This is a genomic window from Arthrobacter sp. TMP15 (genome assembly GCF_039529835.1).
Taxonomy (GTDB): Bacteria; Actinomycetota; Actinomycetes; order Actinomycetales; family Micrococcaceae; genus Specibacter.
The window spans coordinates 2,595,141-2,616,907 of the sequence record NZ_CP154262.1 but is presented as its reverse complement, the minus strand read 5'-3'; the positions used below and the strand labels follow the sequence as shown (position 1 = coordinate 2,616,907).

Here is a 21,767-nt window from a genome sequence, read left to right as displayed (position 1 = left end):
TTGTTATTAGTAACAGTTCTCATTAGCGCTCTTTGAAGGAATCTTATGCTCCACAACCGCCGCACACTGCTTCTGCTGGGCGCCTCCCTGGCCCTGACCCTGACTGTGGGGGCTTGCAGTGGCGGCGGAGGTGGAGGCGGCGCAGGTGGAGTCGGCGCTGACCAAACTACTGATGGCACTGTCTCGGTGGTGGCTACAACCAGTGTGTACGCAGATGTTGCCCAAGCCATCGGTGGTGAGTACGTGCGCGTCCATGCCATCATTTCCAGCGCCAATGCTGATCCGCACGGATACGAGGCCAACGCACAAGACAAACTAGCTGTCTCCAAAGCTCAGATTGGCATTGAGAACGGTGGCGGTTATGACGATTTCTTCCCCCAGCTAGCCAAAGGGCAGCTGGATGCGGAAAACATCATCAACGTCAGCGAGCTTTCCGGATTGGATAGTGGAGCAGACTTTAATGAACACGTCTGGTACTCACTACCCACCATGTCCAAACTCGCCGATCAGCTTGTGCAACGCTTTTCCGCTGCTCTGCCAGCAGAGGCAGCCAGCTTCGCCACGCACGCTGATGAGTTCAAAGCACAGTTGAAAGAGCTTCAAACACGTCTCATCGATGTGAAAAAGGCGTACAGCGGAACCGCTGTTGCCATCACTGAGCCTGTGCCCATGTATCTGCTCGAGGAGGCCGGTTTGGTCAACACGACCCCGGCTAAATTTACCGAAGCAGTTGAGAATGGCGCGGACGTTCCTGCAGCGACAGTAGCGGAAGTCCTCTCGCTGATCGCGTCTGGAAAAATCGCGTTGTTGGCTTACAATCAGCAAACCGAGGGGCCGCAAACCAGCCAGATTAAGACGGCATGCGAGGCCGCAGGAATACCTGTCGTGAATTTTGCTGAGACCCTCCCGGAAAACACCCACTATGTAAACTGGATGCTTGCCAACGTCTCACATTTGGAGCAGGGACTGAAAACCATGGACGCCAAATGAGCGCACCGGTCCAACCCGTGATCACGCTCAAACGTGGCACCTTGAAATACGGGACGCGTACCCTCTGGCAGGACCTGAACCTAGAGGTACGCCCCGGTGAATTCCTTGCCGTTCTAGGCGCTAATGGAAGCGGTAAAACCAGTTTCCTCAAAATCCTTCTGGGACTAACTCCGCTGAGTTCCGGGCTGCTAACAGTGGATGGAGCGCGCGCCAAACGTGGCAATCGCAGTATTGGTTACGTTCCCCAGCAAAGAAATTTTGCGCTCGATACTGCACTGCGAGCCCGTGACCTTGTAGGGCTTGGCGTGGACGGTGATAAGTGGGGTTTTCGCATCCGCGGCAAGGCGTACCGCAAACGTGTGGATGAGTTGCTTCAAAAAGTGGGTGCAACCAGCTACGCACATATCCCTGTGGGAATGCTTTCAGGCGGTGAACAGCAGAGACTGCGAATCGCCCAGGCCATGGCAGCTAATCCCAAAGTCTTGCTGTGCGATGAACCGCTGCTCTCCCTTGACATGCATCATCAAAAGGCAGTCAGCGCTTTGGTGGGTAAACAAGCCAAGGACAACGGAACTGCCGTGGTCTTTGTCACCCATGAGATCAACCCGATCTTAGAACACGTGGACAGGGTGCTGTACCTGGCCGGTGGCCGGTTTACGCTGGGCACCCCCGAAGAAGTTATGCGCTCCGAAGTGCTCTCAAAGCTGTATGGCACTCAAGTGGAGGTACTTAATGTGGCAGGCCGGCTGGTTGTTGTGGGCCGGCCCGACTCAGTCATTGATGGACATACCCAAGGCCAACACGTGGAGCATGCGCATCGAGAAGCTAGCCATATCGCAAGCACTTCACCCGACGCGGGCAGCCCTGACGGCTTAGCACGGGTAGAACGCATGCATAGGCAGGAAAATTCATGAATTGGCTGGATTTTAGCGACGCAGTTTTTAACTTCACCAACTACGGCGAACTCCTTCCCCTGTTCAGGGACACTTTGCTCGCCGGTGCCATTCTGGGCGTTGTAGGCGGGCTCATTGGCACATTCGTCATGATGCGCGACCTTGCTTTTGCCGTTCACGGGATAGCAGAACTTTCTTTTGCCGGAGCAGCTTTTGCGCTGTTGATCGGCGCGGATGTCATCTTTGGATCCCTTGTTGGCTCAATCCTTGCGGCTTTATTGCTGGGAGTGATGGGGGTCCGGGCTCGTGAAAAGAACTCTGTCATTGGCGTCATCATGCCTTTTGGGCTGGGACTTGGAATCCTATTTTTATCCCTTTATGAGGGCCGCGCCGCCAATAAATTTGGTTTGCTCACAGGTCAGATTGTCTCGGTTGACACCACCGCGCTCTCCGTTCTGGCTGGCACGGCGCTTGTGGTTGTGGCAGGGCTGGCGCTGATCTGGCGGCCGCTGACCTTCGCTAGCGCAGACCCAGACATTGCTACGGCGCGTGGGGTTCCCGTACGGAGCCTTTCGCTGGCCTTCATGTTCTTGCTGGGCATCGCCGTTGCACTTTCGATTCAAGTGGTTGGGGCGTTGCTTGTACTGGCGTTGTTAATTACCCCAGCTGCAGCCGCCCTGCAGGTCACGGCGGCGCCGCGTATGGTGGTGCTGCTGAGCGTGGCTTTTGCCATGATCTCAACTGTTGGCGGCATCATGCTGGCACTGGGTGGCAGTATCCCCATCAGTCCCTACGTGACAACGCTGTCCTTTGTGATTTACCTGATCTGTAAAGTGGCCGGTGCCTGGCGCAGGCGTCGTGGTTGGGCAACGCGAGCGGTTAGCGCCTAGCCCGGGCTGGTATCACCACTTCACGAATGATCAAGATGATCCCGGCTGAGATGGGGATCGCCACCAGGGCCCCGGCCAGGCCAAGAAGTGTGCCCCCGGCCAATGCAGAGATCAGTACGATTGAGCCGGGCACATGAACGGCTTTACTCATGACTTTTGGCGTAAATACATACGCTTCAAGCTGCATGTAGACAAGCATCGCAATCAAAACGATCAGGGCAGCAGTGGGTGAGGTGAACAAAGCCACGATTGTCATCAACGCCGTGGTCAGCACCGTTCCCACTAAAGGAATCAAGGTAACGAAGAGGGCCAGGGTTGCAATGATGACGGCATAGGGGGAGCCCACCACCGTAAGCAGAATAAAACTATAGACGGCGTTGATCGCGGCAAGAACCGCCATGCCGCTAAGGTAGCGGCCAATCGAGTCCATGATCCGCTCGGCATAGCTGATCACTGTTTCGCGCTTGGATGCGTCGATGAGCGAGTAGCCGGCTTTCTTCATGGTATCCAGCGTTGCCACAAAGTAGATCGTTAAGATAAAGATGAATAGACCCGTAGAGAAACCACTGGCAAGCGCCACGCCTACGGCAAGCGCACCTCCACCAACCTGAGCCCAAATCTTCGGGTCAGTCAACAAGGAGTTGACCCAGACAAGGGCCTGCTGAGCCATTCCGTTGGTTTTCTTATCAAGGTCATCGAACCACCCATCCGTTTGCATCGCCTGAACCTGTCCCGGCAGGGTAGCGACTAGATGGTTTGACTGTTCAACAATGAGAGGGGTGATCAAGGCAACAAGGCCCACAACAACGAGTATGAAGAGCAGGATCACTGTCAGCAGCGACATGGCCCGGCTCAAACCCTTGCGTTGAAACCAGCGGACAAGCGGGTCCAAACCGAGGCTAATGAACAGGGCAGCAAAGACTGCAAAAAGCACATTGGTGAGGTTGCTGATTGTGAACGCCAGCAGCAGAGCTACTAGCACCCCAAGAGTCACTGTGAAACCCCAACGGAAAGGGCTGCTGACAAACATCGACGGCGCTAGGGTGCGCGCTCCTTTGAGCTCGGTAGCCGAGGTTTTGTGGGAACGTTCATTGCGGTTCATGGCATTAGTATGCCAGTTCACATCAACGCCTAGCGAGTCTATCTCTTGGCCGAGCACTCCGGGCAGAGACCGTAGATTTCCACTGTGTGCTGAACTTGGGTGAAACCGTTTTCTTGGGCGATCCTGGCCGCCCAGCTTTCCACCGCCGGCGCCTCAACCTCTACGGTTTTGCCACAGTTTCTACATAGCAGATGGTGGTGGTGGTTTGTGGCGTTGCAGCGACGGTAAACGGCCTCACCGTCACTGTTGCGCAGGGTATCCAGTAGTCCCTCTTCGGCCATGGACGCCAAGATCCTGTAGGTTGTGGCCAGGGAAACCCGGGTACCTTGCCCATGCAGTTTACGGTGCAGTTCCTGCGTGCTGACAAAGTCATCCAAGGTGTCCATGGCGGCGCTGATAGCGATGCGCTGCTTGGTGACGCGCTGCTCCTTCACCGGGACATCTGACATTGTGCCAACTCATTTCCTCGTTGCGGGATTCAATCAACCAGCCTAGCGCACCTGCAGGGGAACATTTGTGCGGGCATTCCATGGTGGGGCGGGGGGAGTCAGGCATATGCTGGCAGCATGTTGCTCACAAAGTACACCCACGCTTGCGTTCGCCTTGAGCAGGATGGCCGCGTGTTGGTCCTGGACCCGGGTGTTTTCTCCGAGTCGGCCACAGCCCTTGAAGGCGCCGACGCTGTGCTCATTACCCACGAACACGCCGATCATTACGACGGCGAGGTGCTGGCTCACGCTCTGGCCAACGCACCAGCGTTACTGGTTTACGCCCCGGCTGGTGTGGCTCGGGACCTGAGGATACGGGCCTCTGGCTATGAAGGACGGATCCTTGACGCCGCTGCCGGTGATACTTTTGCTGTTGCAGGATTCGCCGTGCAATGTTTTGGCGGTCAACACGCAGTAATCCATCCCTCGATTCCGGTTGTGGCCAACGTGGGGTACTTAATCGACGATGACCTCTACCACCCCGGAGATTCGCTGATAGTCCCCCACGGGGTGAGTGTGGGTACGCTTTTGGTGCCGGTTCACGCGCCCTGGTCAAAAGTCTGTGAAGTGGTTGACTTTGTTGTCTCGGTCCGGGCCCCGCACGCCTTTCAGATCCACGACGGGCTGCTTAACGAGCAGGGATTGGCGTTCACGGAGTCCCATATCGCCAGGATTGGCGGACTTCATGGAGTGAAGTTCCGGCACCTGCACGCCGGGCAATCGGTGGAAATCTAGCCTGAACACTTCAGGAAAGCACGCCGAGGATCCTTGAGCGGCAGTGGCTTAGCCGTGCCAAAGACCACTGGCAAAAAAGTCCTCGATGGCCTGCAGATGGGGTGCCGGATCCAGCCCCTTCTCGCCCAGCCATTGCGCGTTGTTGTAGCTGCCACCGTAGCGTTCGCCGCCGTCGCACATCAATGTCACAATGCTGCCACCTTCACCCTTGGCAATCATCTGCGCCACCAGCTGCCATACGCCCCACAAATTTGTGCCGGTGGAGGGTCCTGCATGCAACCCTGTCAGGTGTTCAAAGTGCATCATGGCTGCCACGGATGCGGCGTCAGGAATTTCCATCATGGTATCAATCACGCCAGGGACAAAACTGGGCTCCACTCGCGGGCGCCCAATGCCTTCGATCCGGGAAGAGTTTCCTGTGACAATGGAAAGATCCCCAGATTTCCACGCCGGATAAAACGCTGAACCCTCGGGATCAACCACGGCAAGCTGGGTGCTGTGGCCGTGGTAACGAATGTAACGGCCAATCGTGGCCGAAGTACCGCCAGTGCCGGCACCAACAACCACCCAGCTGGGATCAGGGAACCGCTCATGCTCCAACTGATTGAAAATGGATTCGGCGATGTTGTTATTGCCACGCCAATCGGTGGCCCGTTCGGCATAGGTGAATTGATCCATGTAGTGGCCGTTGTGTTCGGTGGCAATGGCTGTGGCTGCCGAATACACCTCATCGGCCTGATCAACCAAGTGGCAGCGCCCACCAAACTGCTCAATTAAGGCAATCTTTTCCGGGCTTGTGGAACGGGTCATCACGGCAACGAAGTCCAGGCCAAGCAGTTGCGCAAAATAAGCTTCAGAAACCGCTGTGCTGCCGGAGCTCGCTTCCACCACTGTGGTGCCCTCATGAATCTGCCCATTTACCAGTGCAAACAGGAACAGGGACCTGGCCAAGCGATGCTTTAAGCTGCCGGTCCTATGGCACGACTCATCCTTCACATACAGGTCAACGCCCCACTGCGCAGGCAGCTCGATCTTGTACAGATGGGTGTCAGCTGAGCGGTTGTTCTCGGCCTGTACTTTACCAATCGCGGTACGGGTCCACACCCTATCCGCGTGCGCTGTGGACACGGCGGAAGTGTTCGATGCTGTTGGGTTCATAAAACCAAGTGTATGCACTGGCGTAGATTTGTTCGTGGAGTCCGTTTCCTCAACGACCAAGGAGCCGCAAATGTCAGTTCTGATCAGTGTTGCAAACCTCAACGACCGGTTGAGTCAAAACAAACGAACAGTGCTGCTGGATGTGCGGTGGGCGCTGGGGGACCCGCACGGCCATGAGCATTACCTGGCCGGGCACATTCCCGGTGCCGTCTTCGGGGACATGAATTCTCAACTGGCATCCCACGGGGTTCCCCAGGATGGCCGCCACCCTTTGCCCGCCGAGGCTGACTTTGCCCACACAGTCCGCATGTGGGGCATCAATGAAAATGACACAGTCGTGGTTTACGACGACTCCGGCGCCACCGCGGCTGCCCGTGCCTGGTGGCTCTTGCGCCACGCGGGCTTGGCGAATGTTTACTTGCTCGACGGCGGGCTGGCAGCTTGGCGTTTGGCTAAACTGCCGCTCGAAGACGGTGAGGTACAGCCGGAGCCGGGCAACGCCGTCGTACATTTTGGGGCGATGGAAACCATCGATAGTGATGGTGCAGCTAACTTCGACGGGGTGTTGTTGGATGCCAGGGCAGGGGAGCGGTACCGGGGCGAAGTGGAGCCGATTGACCCGAGAGCCGGGCATATTCCCGGCGCTGTCAGTGCGCCAACAGCCGAAAATTTGGCGCCGGATGCCTCATTTTTAGCGGCGGATAAGCTGCATGTCAGATTTACGGCATTGGGAGTAGCCCCTGGAAGTTCCGTGGCTGTTTATTGCGGTTCTGGCGTCACCGCCGCGCATCAGATCGCTGCCCTTGAAATAGCCGGCTTCAAGGCGGCACTTTATCCGGGGTCGTGGTCTGCCTGGTCAAACCAGGGCGAGCGGGCGGTAGAAACTGTTCCCACTGTTGGGATGGACACCAACGGCGATAGGCTTGGTCCATGACCCACGTAAAAGCATATGCAGCTCAATCACCCACCTCCGGGCTCACGCCCAGCACCATCGAACGCCGTGAACCAGGTGCCCACGATGTTGAAATTGCTATTGAATTCTGTGGACTGTGCCACTCTGATGTGCACAGCATCCGCTCGGAATGGGGAACCACAAAGTACCCGCTGGTACCCGGGCATGAAATTGTTGGCATTGTTAGCCGCGTTGGCGATTCCGTGGAGGGCTTCACTGTGGGCCAGCGCGTTGGTGTTGGCTGCATGGTTGATTCCTGCCGGGAATGCGACTCATGCTTGGAAGGCTTTGAGCAGTACTGTGAAGTTGGCATGGTTGGTACCTACGGTGCACCGGATAAACGCAATGGTTCAGTCATCACCCAAGGCGGCTATTCACAAGCCATTGTTGTGGATGAAAACTATGTTTTGCACATTCCCGAAGGCATGGACCCGGCAGCTGCAGCACCTCTGCTATGTGCCGGCGTCACCACCTACTCACCACTGCGCTACCTGGATGTCCAGGACGGAGACAGTGTGGGTGTGATTGGTTTGGGCGGTCTTGGCCACATGGGTGTGAAGATCGCCAAGGCACTCGGGGCCAAGGTTACTGTTTTTACAACCTCTCCGGCGAAGGTTGATGCCGCTCTGGCCCTTGGTGCAGATAACGTGGTGATCTCCACCGACAGCGATTCAATGGCCGGGGCAAAGCATACATTGAACGCCATTTTGGACACTGTGGCTGCGGTTCACGATCTTAACCCTTACCTGCGAACGCTGGCCCGTGACGGTGCGTTGATCCAGTTGGGTCTGCCGTCGGAAGAGATGCCGGCTGTGGAACCGGGGCTGCTGATTCGCAAGCGTCTCGCTTACGGCGGTTCCTTGATTGGCGGGATTGCTGAGACCCAGGAAATGCTTGACTTCTGTGCCGAACACGGTGTTGTCTGCGATATTGAAATGGTGTCAGCCAGCGAATTGGACAAGGCCTACGACCGGATGGTTGCCGGTGACGTCAAATACCGATTCGTGCTTGATGCAAGCACTCTTTAACTCTTCTTTTCACCTTCTTTAGGGAGTAATTCTTGAGTACTTTGTTCAGTAAAATCATCAATGGCGAGATTCCCGGCCGATTCGTCTGGAAGGACGCAGACTGCGTGTCATTTCTGACCATTGGTCCTTTGACTGATGGACACGTGCTGGTTGTGCCCCGGTTGGAAGTGGACAAGTGGACGGATGCAGCACCGGAGCTTGTGAGCAAGCTAATGCTGGTTGCTCATACGATTGGCCAGGCCCAACTAGCCGCCTTCGACGCTCCTCGCTCAGGACTGACCATCGCCGGCTTTGAAGTTGAGCACCTGCACGTGCACGTCTTCCCGGCCTACGGTATGGAGAACTTCGATTTCGAAACAGTTGATAACGCTCCGGAGCCAGCGGTTATGGACGCCAACGCTGAGAAGATTCGTGTTGCGCTGCGCGCGGCCGGTCACGAGGAGTTCGTTCCAGCTTCCTAGGTGAGGTGAAACGGCTCACTTGAGGGAGAAAGAAATCCCGTCATGGCGGTGGTGTGAGTATTTCTCCTTGTTTTAAACTTGGTATGGCGGAAACAAATTCGCTTATGCTGGAAAAATGTCAGAAACAAAATCTAAGCCTCGGGTCCATCGCTGGGTCTTTTGGCCCACAGCCGTGATCGTCATATTTTTCACGCTGTTTGCCATCATCACCCCCAACGCCGCAGAGACACTGTTTTCTGGGATCCAAAGCACAATTGTCGGCTACTTTAACTGGTACTACGTGCTGCTGGCCACCGCTTTGGTGATCTTCTGCCTCTGGGTGGGTTTCGGTAAGTTTGGCGATATTAAGCTCGGCAAGGACGACGACGAACCGGAATTCTCGGTTGGTTCCTGGTTTGCCCTGCTCTTCGCCGCCGGAATGGGAATCGGTTTGGTGTTCTACGGGGTCAGCGAACCCTTAAGTCACTATGCCTCCCCCAAACCGGGCACCACCGGTTCCCCCGGCGAGCTGGCTCAGCACGCTCTCTCGCAGACCTTCCTGCACTGGGGAGTCCACGCCTGGTCCATCTACGTAGTCATCGGGCTGGCCTTGGCTTACGCCATCCATCGACGCGGACGGCCAATATCGATCCGCTGGACGCTGGAACCTCTGCTCGGAAGCAGAGTCCGCGGAGGGCTGGGCAACGTGATTGACGTTATCGCTTTAGTCGGTACGATCTTTGGTGTGGCCACTTCACTGGGCCTTGGCGTGCTGCAAATCAGCGCGGGATTGGAAAGCGCCGGGCTGATCACTTCTTCAATGTTCATTGACCTTGTCATCATTGCGGTGGTGACCTGCCTGGTGTTGTTCTCGGTTCTCTCGGGTGTGGGCAAAGGTATGAAATGGCTCTCGAACACCAACCTCATCCTGGCCGGTGTTTTTGTAGTCTTCCTGCTGGTGGTTGGACCCACACAGTTCCTGCTGCGCAACTTTGTGCAGTCCACGGGCAACTACCTGCAGAATTTTGTGGGGATGGCTTTCAACGTTAGTGCATTCACCGGCGCGGAGGGCGAAGCCTGGCAGTCAACGTGGACCACGTTCTACTGGGGCTGGTGGATATCCTGGGCACCTTTTGTGGGTATCTTCATTGCCCGGATTTCCAAGGGTCGCACGGTGCGCCAATTCGTGGCCGGAGTGATTCTGGTACCGACCCTACTCACAATGCTGTGGTTCAGCGTGCTCGGTGGAACGGCGCTGTATTCTGAGCTCTCCGGCAAGGGCGGGTTGGTGGGCCCTGACGGAACAGTTGATGCCGCTGGTGCACTGTTTGCCATGCTGGCTGAGGTACCTGCAGGAGGGGTGCTTACCATCGGAGCGATCCTGATGATCGTGATCTTCTTCGTGACCTCAGCCGACTCCGGCGCTTTGGTCATGGGCATGATCGCCAGCGGTGGGGAAGTGGAACCAAAGCCGTGGATCCGTATTTTCTTCACCTTGGCCACATCGCTGCTGGCCAGTGCATTGCTGCTGTCCGGTGGACTGAACGCCTTGAAAACGGCAGCGATCATCATCGCCTTGCCTTTCAGCTTGGTGCTGATCCTGATTTGTTGGTCAACCTACCGGGCGTTCTCCCGTGAGTCCCGCGCTTACGAGAAGGCTAGGCGCATGGCCTTCCTTGAGCACATCGGAGATTTCTATGGCCTGGAAGTTGAAGGCCCTAACCAGGATTCGCCACTACTGAACTTGCGTTCGCTCACCACCCGGATTCGTGGACGTCTTCAACCAGAACGGCGGCCGCGCATGGACCCGTTTGGTCATCAGTCTCAGGACTTGAAACCCACCGATGCAGTGGAAGCTGACGCTGGGGCCCTTAGCGGTGATGTTTCTGAACAGGAACAGTAGCGTCACCGTTCGGCACTGATCCACTGATGCACTGAAGGATTCAGGGATGCACTGAAGGATGAGGGCTGGCGCTTCGCGGAAAGCGAAGTGCCAGCCCTTTTGGCTGCCTCAAAGGTCTATCCACTCTGGCTCAGGACTTGGGTGGCTGCGCAGCACACGTGAAACTAGGCCATTGCTTTGCCCAGTGCCACCCGGATTCGTTTCTCGGAAACCGAATACGCTGTTCCAAGCTCCACGGCGAACAAACTAACCCGCAACTCCTCGATCATCCACCGCACGTGTTCCAGCCCGGCTGTTGAACGCTGCCCGGGCAGCAAAGCTGCCATGGCGTCGTCGTACTCGTCTTCAAGACGTTGCACGGCAGCCATTGAGGCCGTGTCGCGAGGAACGTTGCTGGGTAGTCGCTCCAATCGGCGCTCAATCGCTGTCAGATAACGCGGCAGCTGGCTGAGTTGGGAAAAACCTGTCTTTGCCACAAAGCCGGGATAAACCAGCAGATCAAGCTGTTCGTTGATGTCATTCAGGGCGCTGATGAGGGGCAAACTGGTGGAATCCCGGAGCGCCTTGCGAATGCGTAGATTGGCCGCCAAAACCCTTTCCACCACGGCAGTCACCGAGAACACCGAGTCGAAAAGCTCCGCCCGGATCACTTCATACAGGGCGTTGAATTCCTTGTCCGTCCACGGTAGCTGTGCAGGGGTGAGCTTATCTATGGTGGCCAACGTGCAATCGGCAATCAGCTCTGTGACGGAGCCGTGTGGATTTTGGCTGAAGGTGAGTTTTTCCGTGTTGCTAAGGTGGTCCAGCACATAGCGGTCAGGAGAAGTCACACGCAGTGCCAACAGTCTGATGACGCCGCCGCGCATGGCAGATTCCTGCACGTCCTGACGCTGGAAAACGCGCAGTCCCGCTGTTGCCCCCTCGTCTACCAAAGCTGGATAACCCGTCACGGTATGCCCGGCCACCAAACGCCTGACTTCGCGTGGCAAGCTTCCAACACTCCACTCGGTGAGCCCGGAACGTTCCTGGATACCCGTGCTTTCTGACCCAGGTTTATCTGACCCAGAGCCACCTGGTACCGTGCCCGCTGGCACCGTTGGCAGATTAGCTGCACCGTTCTTTCCGGCGCTGGCAGCGCTGGCCGGAGTGTTCAGCGGAGCCCGCCCAGCCTGCGTGGTCTTGGGCGTGGCACCCAATGATTCGGCGATGGCCCGACGTGTGGCTCCTGCCAGGGTTGACGCCAATGCTGAGAGGTCCTGGCCCTCCTCCAAGATTCGATTATTTTTATCCACCACGGAAAAGGTCATGCGCAAGTGCGTGGGCACGGCATCCCAGTTCCACGACCCCGGCGGAATAACATGACCCTTGATGCGCCGCAGTGCTAATTCCAGCGAGGGCTCAAGAGCGTCCACCGACGGATCGAAGTCAGCTGCCAGAGCGGCCGCTGCCTGCCGGGCCACATCAGGGGCGGGGATGAAGTTCTTCCGAACCGCCTTGGGTAAGGATTTGATTAACGCCGTCACAAGTTCGGCGCGCAACCCCGGAATCTGCCACCTAAACGGCGCCTCAGGGAGTTGGTTAAGGAACAACAACGGTACCTGGACGGTCACGCCGTCGGACGGATTCGGGGCTGAGCCTGGCGCCGTAGGGTGAAATTCATAGGACAGCGGCAGCTCAAACCCGTCCTGGTTCCATAACTTGGGGAATGCCGCTTCATCAAGTTCGGGTTCCTCCGCCATGACCAAATGGGAGTCAAGGTCTAATAGCGCGGGGGACTCATGCCGGGCCCCTTTCCACCACTTGTCAAAGTGCCGCTCGGAAACCACCTCCGAACCCACACGCTCGTCATAGAAATCAAAGAGCGTCTCATCATCCACACGTAGATCACGCCGGCGCATGCGGGTTTCCATTTCTTCAACCTCAGCCAGCACAGCCTGGTTGCGGTGGAAGAACTTATGATTGGTGTGCCAATCGCCCTCCACCAGTGCATGCCGGATGAACAGTTCACGGCTGAGTTCGGGATCGATCCGGCCATAGTGAATGCGCCGGTCGGGGACAATGGGCACCCCATATAGCGTGACCTTTTCATGCGCCATGACAGAGCCCATTTTCTTGGACCAATGTGGCTCACTGTACGTATGCTTGACCAGATCCGGAGCTACCTGCTCAGCCCACAGCGGATCAAATTTGGCTGCTACACGAGCCCAGAGTCGGGAAGTTTCCACCAGTTCTGCAGCCATGACCCAGTCTGGGGATTTCTTGAACAGGGCAGAGCCCGGAAACACCACGAACTTTGTCCCGCGAGCGCCGGCATATTCGCGTTTACGCTGATCATAAAGACCAATATGGCTCAGTAAACCTGTCAGCAGACTCATATGGATAGCGTCATGGTTGGCCACCGGGTCAATGTCATTGCCTGATACTTTGATCTCCAACGACTTCGCCATTTGCTTAAGCTGTGTGAACAAATCTTGCCACTCACGAACCCGCAAGTAGTTAATAAATTCGGCCTTGCACAGGCGCCGGAACGCGCTTGAGGAAAGCTCTTTCTGCTTTTCCTTGATGTAGCGCCACAGGTTCAGGAAACCGGTGAAATCAGAATTCTCATCCTGGAAGCGTTTGTGTTTCTCGGTGGCCAGTTGCTGTTTGTCTGTGGGACGCTCGCGGGGGTCCTGGATGGTGAGGGCTGCTGCAAGGACCATGACCTCGGCAGCCACGCCCCGTTTGGCGGCTTCAACAATCATCCTGCCCAACCGTGGATCCACCGGCAGTTGGGAGAGTTGCCGGCCCACGGCGGTGATGGAACCTTGCGCGTTGACGGCACCGAGTTCGCGCAGCAACGTTACACCGTCAGTGATGGCACGGGAGTCTGGCGGTTGTACGAACGGGAACTTTGCCACATCCTTGGGTCCTTGCGCCACACCCATGGCCGTCATTTGTAAGATCACGGCAGCCAAGTTGGTGCGCAGGATTTCAGGATCCGTAAACTCACTGCGCGCGTTGTAATCTTCTTCGGAATACAGGCGGATGCAGATACCATCCGAGACGCGGCCGCAACGCCCTGAGCGCTGGTTGGCGGAGGCCTGCGATACGCGTTCAATAGGAAGGCGCTGAACCTTTGTTCTGTGCGAATATCTGGAGATGCGGGCCGTACCCGTGTCAATGACGTATTTGATTCCAGGCACGGTCAGTGAGGTCTCGGCAACGTTGGTGGCCAACACAATTCGCCGACGGCTGCCCGGGGTGAACACAGCATGCTGTTCGGCCAGTGACAGGCGTGCAAAAAGTGGCAGAATTTCAGTGTTGCGTAGCCTTGGGTTGGTTTTCACCCGTGCCGAGAGCGCATCTGCGGCATCACGGATTTCGCGCTCGCCGGAGAAGAAGATCAAAACATCCCCGGGCGCCTCTTTGGCTAATTCATCCACCGCATCGCAGACGGCATCCAACGGATCCCGGTCTTCCTCACTGTTGCCGCCGTCCAACTGGGGGTCGGTACGCGAGTCCTCCCCGTCGAGGTCCTCCCCGGTGGCAGGGCCACTCAACGGCCGGTAGCGGATGTCAACCGGGAAAGTGCGCCCGGAGACCTCGATGATGGGTGCCGGAGCTGTGGGGGAGGCGAAGTGGGTGGCGAAGCGCTCCGGGTCAATCGTGGCGGAGGTGATAATAATTTTCAAATCCGGGCGCTTGGGCAGAATCTGGCGTAAATAGCCAAGAATGAAGTCAATGTTAAGTGAGCGCTCATGAGCTTCGTCAATGATGATGACGGAGTATTTGCGCAGAAGGCGGTCGCGCTGGATCTCTGCCAACAAAATGCCGTCGGTCATGAGTTTGATTTTGGTTTTGGGGCCAACATGGCCGGTGAAACGAACCTGGAAGCCCACTTCCTCGCCGATCTCGACGCCAAGTTCGCTGGCAATGCGTTCCGCCACCGTGCGGGCGGCGAGACGGCGAGGCTGCGTATGGCCAATCAAGCCCTGCTCCGCGAGCCCTAGTTCCACACACATTTTGGGGATCTGGGTGGTCTTTCCGGAACCCGTTTCCCCGGCGATGATGGTGACCTGGTTGGCGGCGATGGCAGCCATGATGTCCTCGCGGCGCTCAGAGACAGGCAGCGCGGGATGATAGGTAATAGTGAAAGTCATGGTGCCATCCAGTTTATGCCGATTGTGTTCCCGGAGCCGCTTCCAGGGTTTTGGCACGGATACTCAACCCGTCCTTGGCCGCCAACCCCAGTTGCACAGCCCCCGCAAGTGCGAAGGCCCCGCCGCCACCAACGCAGGCGATTCCCCACCAGGTGGAGGTGGGTGTGAACAGGTCTGGACCGGAGAAGATTAACGTTCCACCTAAGTAGGCAAGCAGTGAGCCGCTGGTGAATCTGGCCGTGATCGTAGCGGATATTGCCCGCCAGCGAAGGTCGAAGGCAGCCATCCGGGGATCTGGCAGCGAAAGGGTGGTGGAGAGCCTGCGTAGCGCCAAGAGCATTGAGCCCAGCAACGCCAACCCGGCCAGCCCCAGCGCAATGCTGTTGCTCCACGTGGGAAACGTGGATGAGGCAAGAGGATGGAGCACCAGGTACGCGATGAAGAGAATAAGTGCCGCGATAGGCAAGAGCAGTATGTGCCCGGCGGCTAATGGTTGTCCAGGAGTTTCCGGGAGCTTTCCGGCAGGTAAGGCGGAATACATCAGGAGCCCGCCGCTGGCAGACAATCCGGCAGTGAGGGCGATTGTTAAACCCGCTTGGCCACTCAAACCGACAGAGACACGGACCAGGGCTGCAAACATGACCAAGGCAAAGATGATGGCGGCTACAGCACGCAATTGTGCACGCTGCATGGCCTTATTTAGCTGTACAGCCGAAACGGGTGTTGCTGCCCGGCCTGCGGCGATGGCTAAGGGGGCCTTCTTTGTGGAAATCCACGAGGCGGTGGCAGTGACTGCCCATGCCAACACAGCGAGAATGGCCAGCGCCGCGATCAATTTGGTCATGGCGAAAGTCTTTCACGAATATTTCCCGCCCCCAGGCACGCTCGCTCACTCCACGTTGTGTTGTGGCGCACGCTCGCTCACTCCACGTTGTGTTGTGGAGCACGCTCCTTCTTCCAGGAGCTGCAGCAGCGCAGCAAGCTGTGCCTGCTCGGACTTTGTCAGTGAGCCCATGATGGCGTGTTCAGTAGCCAGATGATCCGGCAAGCTTGCTTCGATGAGGGTGTGTCCGGCGGCAGTCAGCGTCACCAGTGTGCCGCGCCCATCGTCAGGGTTGGCGGCTCTGGTGAGAAGTCCTCGGGTTTCCAGCTTATTGAGCCGTTGGGCAACGGCGCTGGAGGAAATCATGGCATCTTGTGAAAGTGCCCCAGGTGCCAGGCTGTATGGCGGTCCGCTGCGCAGGAGCGTGGCAAGTACGTCAAACGTTGAAGCGTCCATGTCATGCTCGGCGAACGTGGCGCCAAGACGGGCATCTACGGCAGCCGAGGCGCGGCCAAGCCTGCCAATGACAGCCATGGGCGAAACGTCCAAATGCGGTTTCTCTGCACGCCATTGGGCGAGGATGCGGTCTAGTTGCTCTGGCATAGACCCACCTTAGCAATTCGCTAAGCACTTAGCTAAGAGAGCTAAGTGCTTAGTAAAAATTTGGGACTTGTCATCGTCACTTCACTGGCTCCGATCCTTTGGGGGACCACCTACCTGACCACCACGCTGCTACTACCCGAGAGCCGACCGTTGCTGGCGGGCGTCTTACGTGCCTTGCCCGCGGGACTGTTGCTCCTTGCGCTGGCTCGCCGGTTGCCACAGGGCTCCTGGTGGTGGAAATCGTGGATTCTGGGAATGCTTAACATTGGTATGTTCTTCGCGCTGTTGTTTGTTGCCGCGTATCGTCTTCCCGGGGGAGTGGCTGCCATTGTTGGTGGCATTCAGCCGTTGCTCGTTGCATTGCTTGCCAGCAGGGTGCTCCACGAGAAGCTCACGCCTAGACGCCTTGTAGCGGGTGCCACAGGAGTTTTTGGCGTGGCATTGATCGTCCTGCAATCTCAGGTGCGCCTGGATGGGCTCGGACTGGCAGCAGCAGTTGGGGGCACAGCGTCCATGGCTGCCGGAACTGTACTTGCCAAGAAGTGGGGCCAACCCAGCTCACGCTCGGGTCAACCGGAATCTGCGCTCACCACCACGGCTTGGCAACTACTTGCCGGGGGAATCTCGTTGACTTTGCTGATGCTCGCCTACGAGGGCTTGCCTACCCAACCGTTAAGCGTGCCAAATATGATTGGCTACCTTTACCTGACACTTATGGGCACGGCGTTGGCCTACTTTTGTTGGTTCCGGGGATTATCTAAACTTCCAGCCGGATCGGCTGCGTTCTTGGGTCTGCTCAGCCCGGTGGTAGCAATTGTGCTGGGCTGGCTGCTAGTTGGTCAAAGTCTGAATCTGTGGCAGATCCTAGGTATCCTCGTGGTGTTGGTGTCCATTGTTGCTGGCATCAGCCGGAAAGGATCACAGCATGTCACTAGCAAGTTTCGCGCTCGCAGACAGGAATTTTCGGCTGCGCAGGGCGGTAGAGGACGACGTCGGTCCGATCGTTGAGCTGTTGGCCCAAGACTCGCTGCGGGCAGCTGTTGATTCAGCCGAACCGGAGCGGCGAGCTTCATATGTGGCGGCTTTTCACGCCATAGATGCCGATCCGGCCCATGTGCTGTGCGTGGTGGATGATGCCAACTCTCACGTGGTGGCGACTATGCAGCTGACCTTTTTGCCAGGGCTGGCTCGAGGTGGGGCAACCCGGCTGCAGATTGAAGCAGTTCGGGTGGATCAAGGGCTTCGTGGAGCGGGTCTGGGCAGCGCCATGATTCGCTGGGCCGTGGCCGAAGCAAGCCATAGAGGCGCCACTTTGGTGCAACTAACGAGCGATCATTCCCGTACCGAAGCGCACCGCTTTTACGAGCGGCTGGGTTTCACTCAATCCCACGCGGGTTTCAAAATGTTTCTGAACTAGATGGCATCGCAAGTACGGGCTTTGGCGACGGGCCGCCATGGATCATGCAGGGAACATCATTGACAGTGAAACGTACGTTCTCTAGCGTGATGAAAGGATGCGTGCACTGCCGTTGCGCACTTCGTTAGGAAGGAATCTCAGCATGGGCTACATCACTGTTGGAAAAGAAAACAGCACCACCATCGAGCTTTACTATGAAGACCAAGGCACAGGCCAGCCAGTTGTGTTGATCCATGGGTACCCACTGGATGGGCACAGTTGGGAACGGCAAACACGTGAGTTATTGGATGCGGGCTACCGGGTCATCACCTACGACCGCAGAGGATTCGGGCAATCCAGCAAGGTTGCCATGGGATATGACTATGACACCTTCGCCGCAGATTTAAATACCGTCCTTGAAACCCTTGATCTGAAGGATGTTATCCTGGTGGGCTTTTCCATGGGCACAGGTGAGCTTGCACGGTACGTAGCCAAGTATGGACACGCACGAGTTAAAAAGCTTGCGTTCCTATCCTCTTTGGAGCCGTTCCTGCTATCCGGAGATGACAACACCGGGGGAGTTCCCCAGGAGGTCTTCGACGATATTGTGGCCCAGGCCAAGGGCGACCGATTCGCTTGGTACACCAATTTCTTCTCCGGTTTCTATAATCTTGAGGAAAATCTGGGTTCAAGGATTAGCCAAGAGATGGTGACTGCCAGCTGGAACACAGCTGTTTTGAGCGCTCCAGTTGCGGCGTACGCCGTAGTGCCAGCGTGGCTGGAAGATTTCCGCGGCGATGTTGAAGTTGTTCGAACCAGCGGAAAACCAGCGTTGATTCTGCACGGCACCAAGGACAACATTCTTCCGATCGAGGCAACAGCACGGCGTTTCCGCAAGGCACTGCCAGAAGCAGACTACGTTGAAGTGGAAGGTGCACCCCACGGTTTGCTGTGGACGCATGCAGAGGAAGTAAACACCGCATTGCTGGCATTCTTCGGCAAATAATTCTTCGGCAAATAATACAGCCAGCTGCTTCCCGGAATCCGGGATCAACTGCGGGAAGTAGCTGGCGCAAAACTAGATGCCGTTGGCTTTGGAATGCCGGATTAACTGCTGATACCAGTAGTAGGAGTCTTTTGGTGTGCGTCGCTGTGTTTGGTAGTCGATGTGAACAAGCCCAAACCGTTGGGAAAAACCCGCAGCCCATTCGAAGTTGTCCATAAGTGACCAGTGGAAGTATCCACGCACATCAACTCCTGCCTCCATTGCGGCTGCCAATGCCTGTAGGTGGGCGTCTGTGTAATCGATCCTGCGTTGATCCGCTACCCGGCCCTGTCGATCTGGACCGTCGTTGATGGCAGCCCCGTTCTCCGTTATGTAAATTGGTGGTAGTTTCTCGCCATATCGGGCTTTGAACCCGAGTAGTAATTCGGTGAATGCCGCCGGCACCACGGGCCAGTCAAAATCTGTCCGAGGGTAACCCTCCAATTCCCTGAGTGAGAATGGCAGTGACTGATCGATCCTGTGCCCGTCAACCAGCGCGGATTGACCTGAAGTGGGTGCGCCCACCAGGGTGGGATTGTAGGAATTGATGCCATACCAATCTAGGGGTGCGCAGATGATGGCCAAATCGCCATCGGGAATGGCCGGCAGGAATGGCGCCAAAACCTCCGGATAGGCTCCTGCGAGAATGGGATCGGCAAAGATCCAGTTGGCAATGTTGTCATACAGGCCAGCTGCCTGAACGTCCTCCTCCGCCATGCTCGCTGGCCAGGTGACGCCGTGATTGTTGGCGATGCCAATGTTCCCGGCCCCGGCAGAACGCAATGCCGCCACCCCGAGTCCGTGGGCCAGCAGCAGATGATGAGCTGCAGGCAAGGCATCGAAGCCTAGCGCGAGCCCTGGTGCATGAATACCTGCCCCATAGCCCATAAGTGTCAAGGCTGCGGGCTCATTGATGGTGATCCAGCGGGAGACCCGGTCAGAAAAACGCTCACCAACTATTTGTGCATAATCAGCGAATCGCTCTGCCGTGTCTCGGTTCATCCAGCCGCCGTCCTGTTCCAGCTCCAGTGGGGTATCCCAGTGGAAAAGAGTGGGGCTTGGCTCAATACCTGCTTCTAGGAGTCCATCAACCAACCTGTCATAAAATTCCAACCCCAATGGGTTCGATGCGCCTTTGCCTTCTGGCTGAATGCGGGACCAGGAGAAACTGAAACGGTAGGCGTCAACACCTAGCCCCTTCATGATCTTGATGTCCTCGGGGTACCGGTGGTAGTGATCGCAGGCAACCTCACCCGTGTCGCCATTTGAGATCCTGCCCGGCTGGGCCACGAATGCATCCCAACTGGAAGGTCCTCGCCCGTCCTCCCTGGTGGCACCCTCGATTTGGTATGAGGCGGTGGAAACGCCCCAGAGAAAGTCGCTCGGAAACGTGGGAAATTCCTGCTGGCTCATGTTAACCCTTCAGCGTCGTCGATGCGGATGAGCCTCCCGGATACCGGGCCGGAAGTCAAGGGTGAGCGCACGTTCAAAGATGAAAAAAATGGTGTCCGGTCCTGTGAAATATTTCACAGGACCGGACACCATTAAAATGTGCCCTCGATAGGATTCGAACCTACGACCTTCCGCTCCGGAGGCGGACGCTCTATCCCCTGAGCTACGAAGGCGCGGCAACCGTGGCTGCCAAAGGGAACGAGAAAGAGCTTAGCAGGTGTGAGGGGTTGGAGGTAAACCGGGAAGGCGAGTGCTTTCTTCGAATCCGACGGGTGAGCCAGGGCACCCCGATTTCCCGGCTTGAGCCCGGCAACTAAGGGTAACGTTGGGGCAATGGTGAGAATATGAACGCGAAAAAACAGCAAAAAATGTGGCTTTTCGCAGCCGGCATTATTCTCACAGCTTTGACCCTGCGCGGTGCCGTCACGGTGGTGCCGCCGCTGATCTCAACCATTGACACCGATTTACCGCTGAGCCCGGCAACGATCGGCATCCTGGGCATGCTCCCCACCGCGGCGTTTGGGCTTTTCGGTTTCCTCACGCCCTATGTCATCCGGCTTGCATCATTGGAAAAGCTCATCGTGGCCTCCATATTGCTGGGAATCGTTGGCCAAGTGGCCCGTGTCATGGTCCCCGGCACGCCACTTTTTCTGGTCTTTTCGGTTGTGGCTTTCGGTGGCCTCGGCGCCGGAAATGTGCTCCTGCCACCTCTGGTAAAGAAGCACTTCCCCACCAAGATCGGCCTCATGACAGCCGTTTACGTCACGGCAATTTCCATCGGCACAGCACTGCCCGCGCAGCTCGCCGTGCCAATGGCTGATGCCACCAACTGGCAGTTCTCGTTGGCCTCATGGGCGGGCATCAGCACCATTGCCCTTATTCCTTGGCTTATGGCCCTCTTTTCTCAACGCAATACTCCGGTGCCACCTTACGTGGGTCAACCGCCGGCCGCCGGGGATCAGCCGGACGCGCCCGTGCAGGGTCCGGAGCTGGAAGTGTACTCAGCCGTTATTGCCCCGGCGCCAAAGATGAACTTGTGGCGCTCACCTACGGCGTGGGGCTTGACGTTCATGTTTGGCTGCACGTCACTGAATACATATGCGATGTTTGCGTGGTTGCCGGAAATTCTCTCCCAAGCAGGACTCGATAGAGCCCATGCAGGGTCAATGCTTGCGCTCTTTGGCGCGCTGGGCCTGCCTTTGAGCCTGTGCATACCGATTATTGCGGCCAAGATGCGTAACCCATTTCCGGCCGTAGTGGTGATGCTTGGCTGCTTCGTTATTGGCTACCTGGGTTTGTTGCTTTCTCCAGCCACCGGAACCTGGATCTGGGTGGTGTTCACTGGTTTGGGGCCGGGGACGTTCCCGCTGGCCTTGCTGCTGATTAATCACCGAACCAGAACTCATGAAGGCGCCGGTGCGTTGTCCGGCTTCGGCCAAGGCATGGGCTACACCCTTGCTTGCACAGGCCCGTTGTTCTTTGGCTTGCTACGTCAATGGACGGGCTCATGGACGGGTCCCTTTGTGTTCCTTTTTGCTACCTTGTTTCTCCTGGGCACCGGGGCATGGATTATTTGCCGGCCCAGAATGCTTGAAGACGACTTCGAACCGCGGGCGGCTACTTCCTAACACGGCGGCAACTCCGTGCGCAGCGGAAGTGTCCGCCATAAAAAGTTGTGCCACAAACTGAACAAAACATCGGCGGATTGGGGGAGGATGCGGGCGGAA

Annotated in this window: 19 protein-coding genes and 1 tRNA gene; 12 read left to right on the top strand and 8 right to left on the bottom strand. The window is 57.1% G+C overall.

Features of this window, described 5'->3' with window-relative positions; genetic code table 11:
* Nucleotides 1-45: 45 nt before the first annotated feature.
* From AAFM46_RS11690 to AAFM46_RS11680, 3 genes are read left to right on the top strand one after another with little or no spacing between them, the layout of a single operon-like run.
* Entirely contained in the window at nt 46-990 is a 945-nt protein-coding gene (locus AAFM46_RS11690; protein WP_343317945.1) for a zinc ABC transporter substrate-binding protein, read from the top strand.
* Nucleotides 987-1,904: an ABC transporter ATP-binding protein gene (locus AAFM46_RS11685; protein WP_343317944.1), complete on the top strand. Its 918-nt coding sequence runs from the start codon at nt 987-989 to the stop codon at nt 1,902-1,904. The genes AAFM46_RS11690 and AAFM46_RS11685 overlap by 4 nt, the downstream gene beginning before the upstream one ends.
* A complete protein-coding gene (locus AAFM46_RS11680) occupies nt 1,901-2,773 on the top strand; it encodes a metal ABC transporter permease (RefSeq protein ID WP_283528268.1) in 873 nt (290 codons plus the stop codon). The genes AAFM46_RS11685 and AAFM46_RS11680 overlap by 4 nt, the downstream gene beginning before the upstream one ends.
* Here the strand turns inward: AAFM46_RS11680 and AAFM46_RS11675 are convergent.
* Nucleotides 2,763-3,875, bottom strand: a complete 1,113-nt coding sequence (locus tag AAFM46_RS11675; RefSeq protein ID WP_343317942.1) for an AI-2E family transporter — start codon at nt 3,873-3,875, stop codon at nt 2,763-2,765. The genes AAFM46_RS11680 and AAFM46_RS11675 overlap by 11 nt on opposite strands.
* Nucleotides 3,876-3,913: 38 nt before the next feature.
* The gene (locus AAFM46_RS11670) at nt 3,914-4,324 is read right to left on the bottom strand and encodes a Fur family transcriptional regulator (RefSeq protein WP_343317940.1); all 411 of its coding nucleotides are present in this window, start codon (nt 4,322-4,324) and stop codon (nt 3,914-3,916) included.
* A 117-nt stretch (nt 4,325-4,441) separates the two neighbouring features.
* Between AAFM46_RS11670 and AAFM46_RS11665 the strand changes: the two genes are divergently transcribed.
* A complete protein-coding gene (locus tag AAFM46_RS11665; protein ID WP_343317938.1) occupies nt 4,442-5,098 on the top strand; it encodes an MBL fold metallo-hydrolase in 657 nt (218 codons plus the stop codon).
* A 48-nt stretch (nt 5,099-5,146) separates the two neighbouring features.
* Here AAFM46_RS11665 and AAFM46_RS11660 read toward each other — a convergent pair whose 3' ends face one another.
* Complete coding sequence (locus AAFM46_RS11660) at nt 5,147-6,256, bottom strand: PLP-dependent cysteine synthase family protein (protein ID WP_343317937.1); 1,110 nt, start codon at nt 6,254-6,256, stop codon at nt 5,147-5,149.
* A gap of 70 nt (nt 6,257-6,326) precedes the next feature.
* Between AAFM46_RS11660 and AAFM46_RS11655 the strand changes: the two genes are divergently transcribed.
* The 4 genes from AAFM46_RS11655 (at nt 6,327) to AAFM46_RS11640 (ending at nt 10,579) form a co-directional block, all read left to right on the top strand.
* Nucleotides 6,327-7,190, top strand: a complete 864-nt coding sequence (locus tag AAFM46_RS11655; RefSeq protein ID WP_343317935.1) for a sulfurtransferase — start codon at nt 6,327-6,329, stop codon at nt 7,188-7,190.
* The gene (locus AAFM46_RS11650; RefSeq protein ID WP_343317934.1) at nt 7,187-8,236 is read left to right on the top strand and encodes an NAD(P)-dependent alcohol dehydrogenase; all 1,050 of its coding nucleotides are present in this window, start codon (nt 7,187-7,189) and stop codon (nt 8,234-8,236) included. Before AAFM46_RS11655 ends, AAFM46_RS11650 begins: the two co-directional genes overlap by 4 nt.
* 32 nt (nt 8,237-8,268) lie before the next feature.
* Nucleotides 8,269-8,697, top strand: a complete 429-nt coding sequence (locus AAFM46_RS11645; RefSeq protein WP_343317933.1) for an HIT family protein — start codon at nt 8,269-8,271, stop codon at nt 8,695-8,697.
* A gap of 115 nt (nt 8,698-8,812) precedes the next feature.
* A complete protein-coding gene (locus AAFM46_RS11640; protein WP_283528251.1) occupies nt 8,813-10,579 on the top strand; it encodes a BCCT family transporter in 1,767 nt (588 codons plus the stop codon).
* A gap of 164 nt (nt 10,580-10,743) precedes the next feature.
* On the opposite strand, the gene hrpA is transcribed toward AAFM46_RS11640, so the two are convergent.
* Genes hrpA through AAFM46_RS11625 form a run of 3 tightly spaced genes read right to left on the bottom strand, consistent with a single transcriptional unit; the run spans nt 10,744 to nt 16,147 of the window.
* Nucleotides 10,744-14,721 (bottom strand): ATP-dependent RNA helicase HrpA, encoded by a 3,978-nt coding sequence (hrpA, locus tag AAFM46_RS11635; protein ID WP_343317931.1) that lies wholly within the window; start codon nt 14,719-14,721, stop codon nt 10,744-10,746.
* Between the two features lie 13 nt (nt 14,722-14,734).
* The gene (locus tag AAFM46_RS11630) at nt 14,735-15,565 is read right to left on the bottom strand and encodes a hypothetical protein (protein WP_343317930.1); all 831 of its coding nucleotides are present in this window, start codon (nt 15,563-15,565) and stop codon (nt 14,735-14,737) included.
* 45 nt (nt 15,566-15,610) lie between these two features.
* Nucleotides 15,611-16,147 (bottom strand): MarR family transcriptional regulator, encoded by a 537-nt coding sequence (locus AAFM46_RS11625; protein WP_343317929.1) that lies wholly within the window; start codon nt 16,145-16,147, stop codon nt 15,611-15,613.
* Between the two features lie 45 nt (nt 16,148-16,192).
* Here AAFM46_RS11625 and AAFM46_RS11620 point away from each other — a divergent pair, with 45 nt between their 5' ends.
* From AAFM46_RS11620 to AAFM46_RS11610, 3 genes are all read left to right on the top strand, one after another.
* Nucleotides 16,193-17,155: an EamA family transporter gene (locus tag AAFM46_RS11620; protein WP_343317928.1), complete on the top strand. Its 963-nt coding sequence runs from the start codon at nt 16,193-16,195 to the stop codon at nt 17,153-17,155.
* A complete protein-coding gene (locus AAFM46_RS11615; protein WP_343317927.1) occupies nt 17,073-17,564 on the top strand; it encodes a GNAT family N-acetyltransferase in 492 nt (163 codons plus the stop codon). Before AAFM46_RS11620 ends, AAFM46_RS11615 begins: the two co-directional genes overlap by 83 nt.
* 142 nt (nt 17,565-17,706) lie before the next feature.
* Nucleotides 17,707-18,549 (top strand): alpha/beta hydrolase, encoded by an 843-nt coding sequence (locus AAFM46_RS11610; RefSeq protein WP_343317926.1) that lies wholly within the window; start codon nt 17,707-17,709, stop codon nt 18,547-18,549.
* Nucleotides 18,550-18,621: 72 nt separating this feature from the next.
* On the opposite strand, the gene AAFM46_RS11605 is transcribed toward AAFM46_RS11610, so the two are convergent.
* On the bottom strand, nt 18,622-20,001 hold the full coding sequence (locus AAFM46_RS11605) for a GH1 family beta-glucosidase (protein ID WP_343317924.1): 1,380 nt from the start codon (nt 19,999-20,001) through the stop codon (nt 18,622-18,624).
* A 139-nt stretch (nt 20,002-20,140) separates the two neighbouring features.
* Nucleotides 20,141-20,213 (bottom strand) — tRNA-Arg (locus AAFM46_RS11600).
* A gap of 171 nt (nt 20,214-20,384) precedes the next feature.
* Here AAFM46_RS11600 and AAFM46_RS11595 point away from each other — a divergent pair.
* Nucleotides 20,385-21,668, top strand: coding sequence for an MFS transporter (locus tag AAFM46_RS11595; RefSeq protein WP_343317922.1), 1,284 nt, complete (start codon nt 20,385-20,387; stop codon nt 21,666-21,668).
* Nucleotides 21,669-21,767 lie beyond the last annotated feature (99 nt).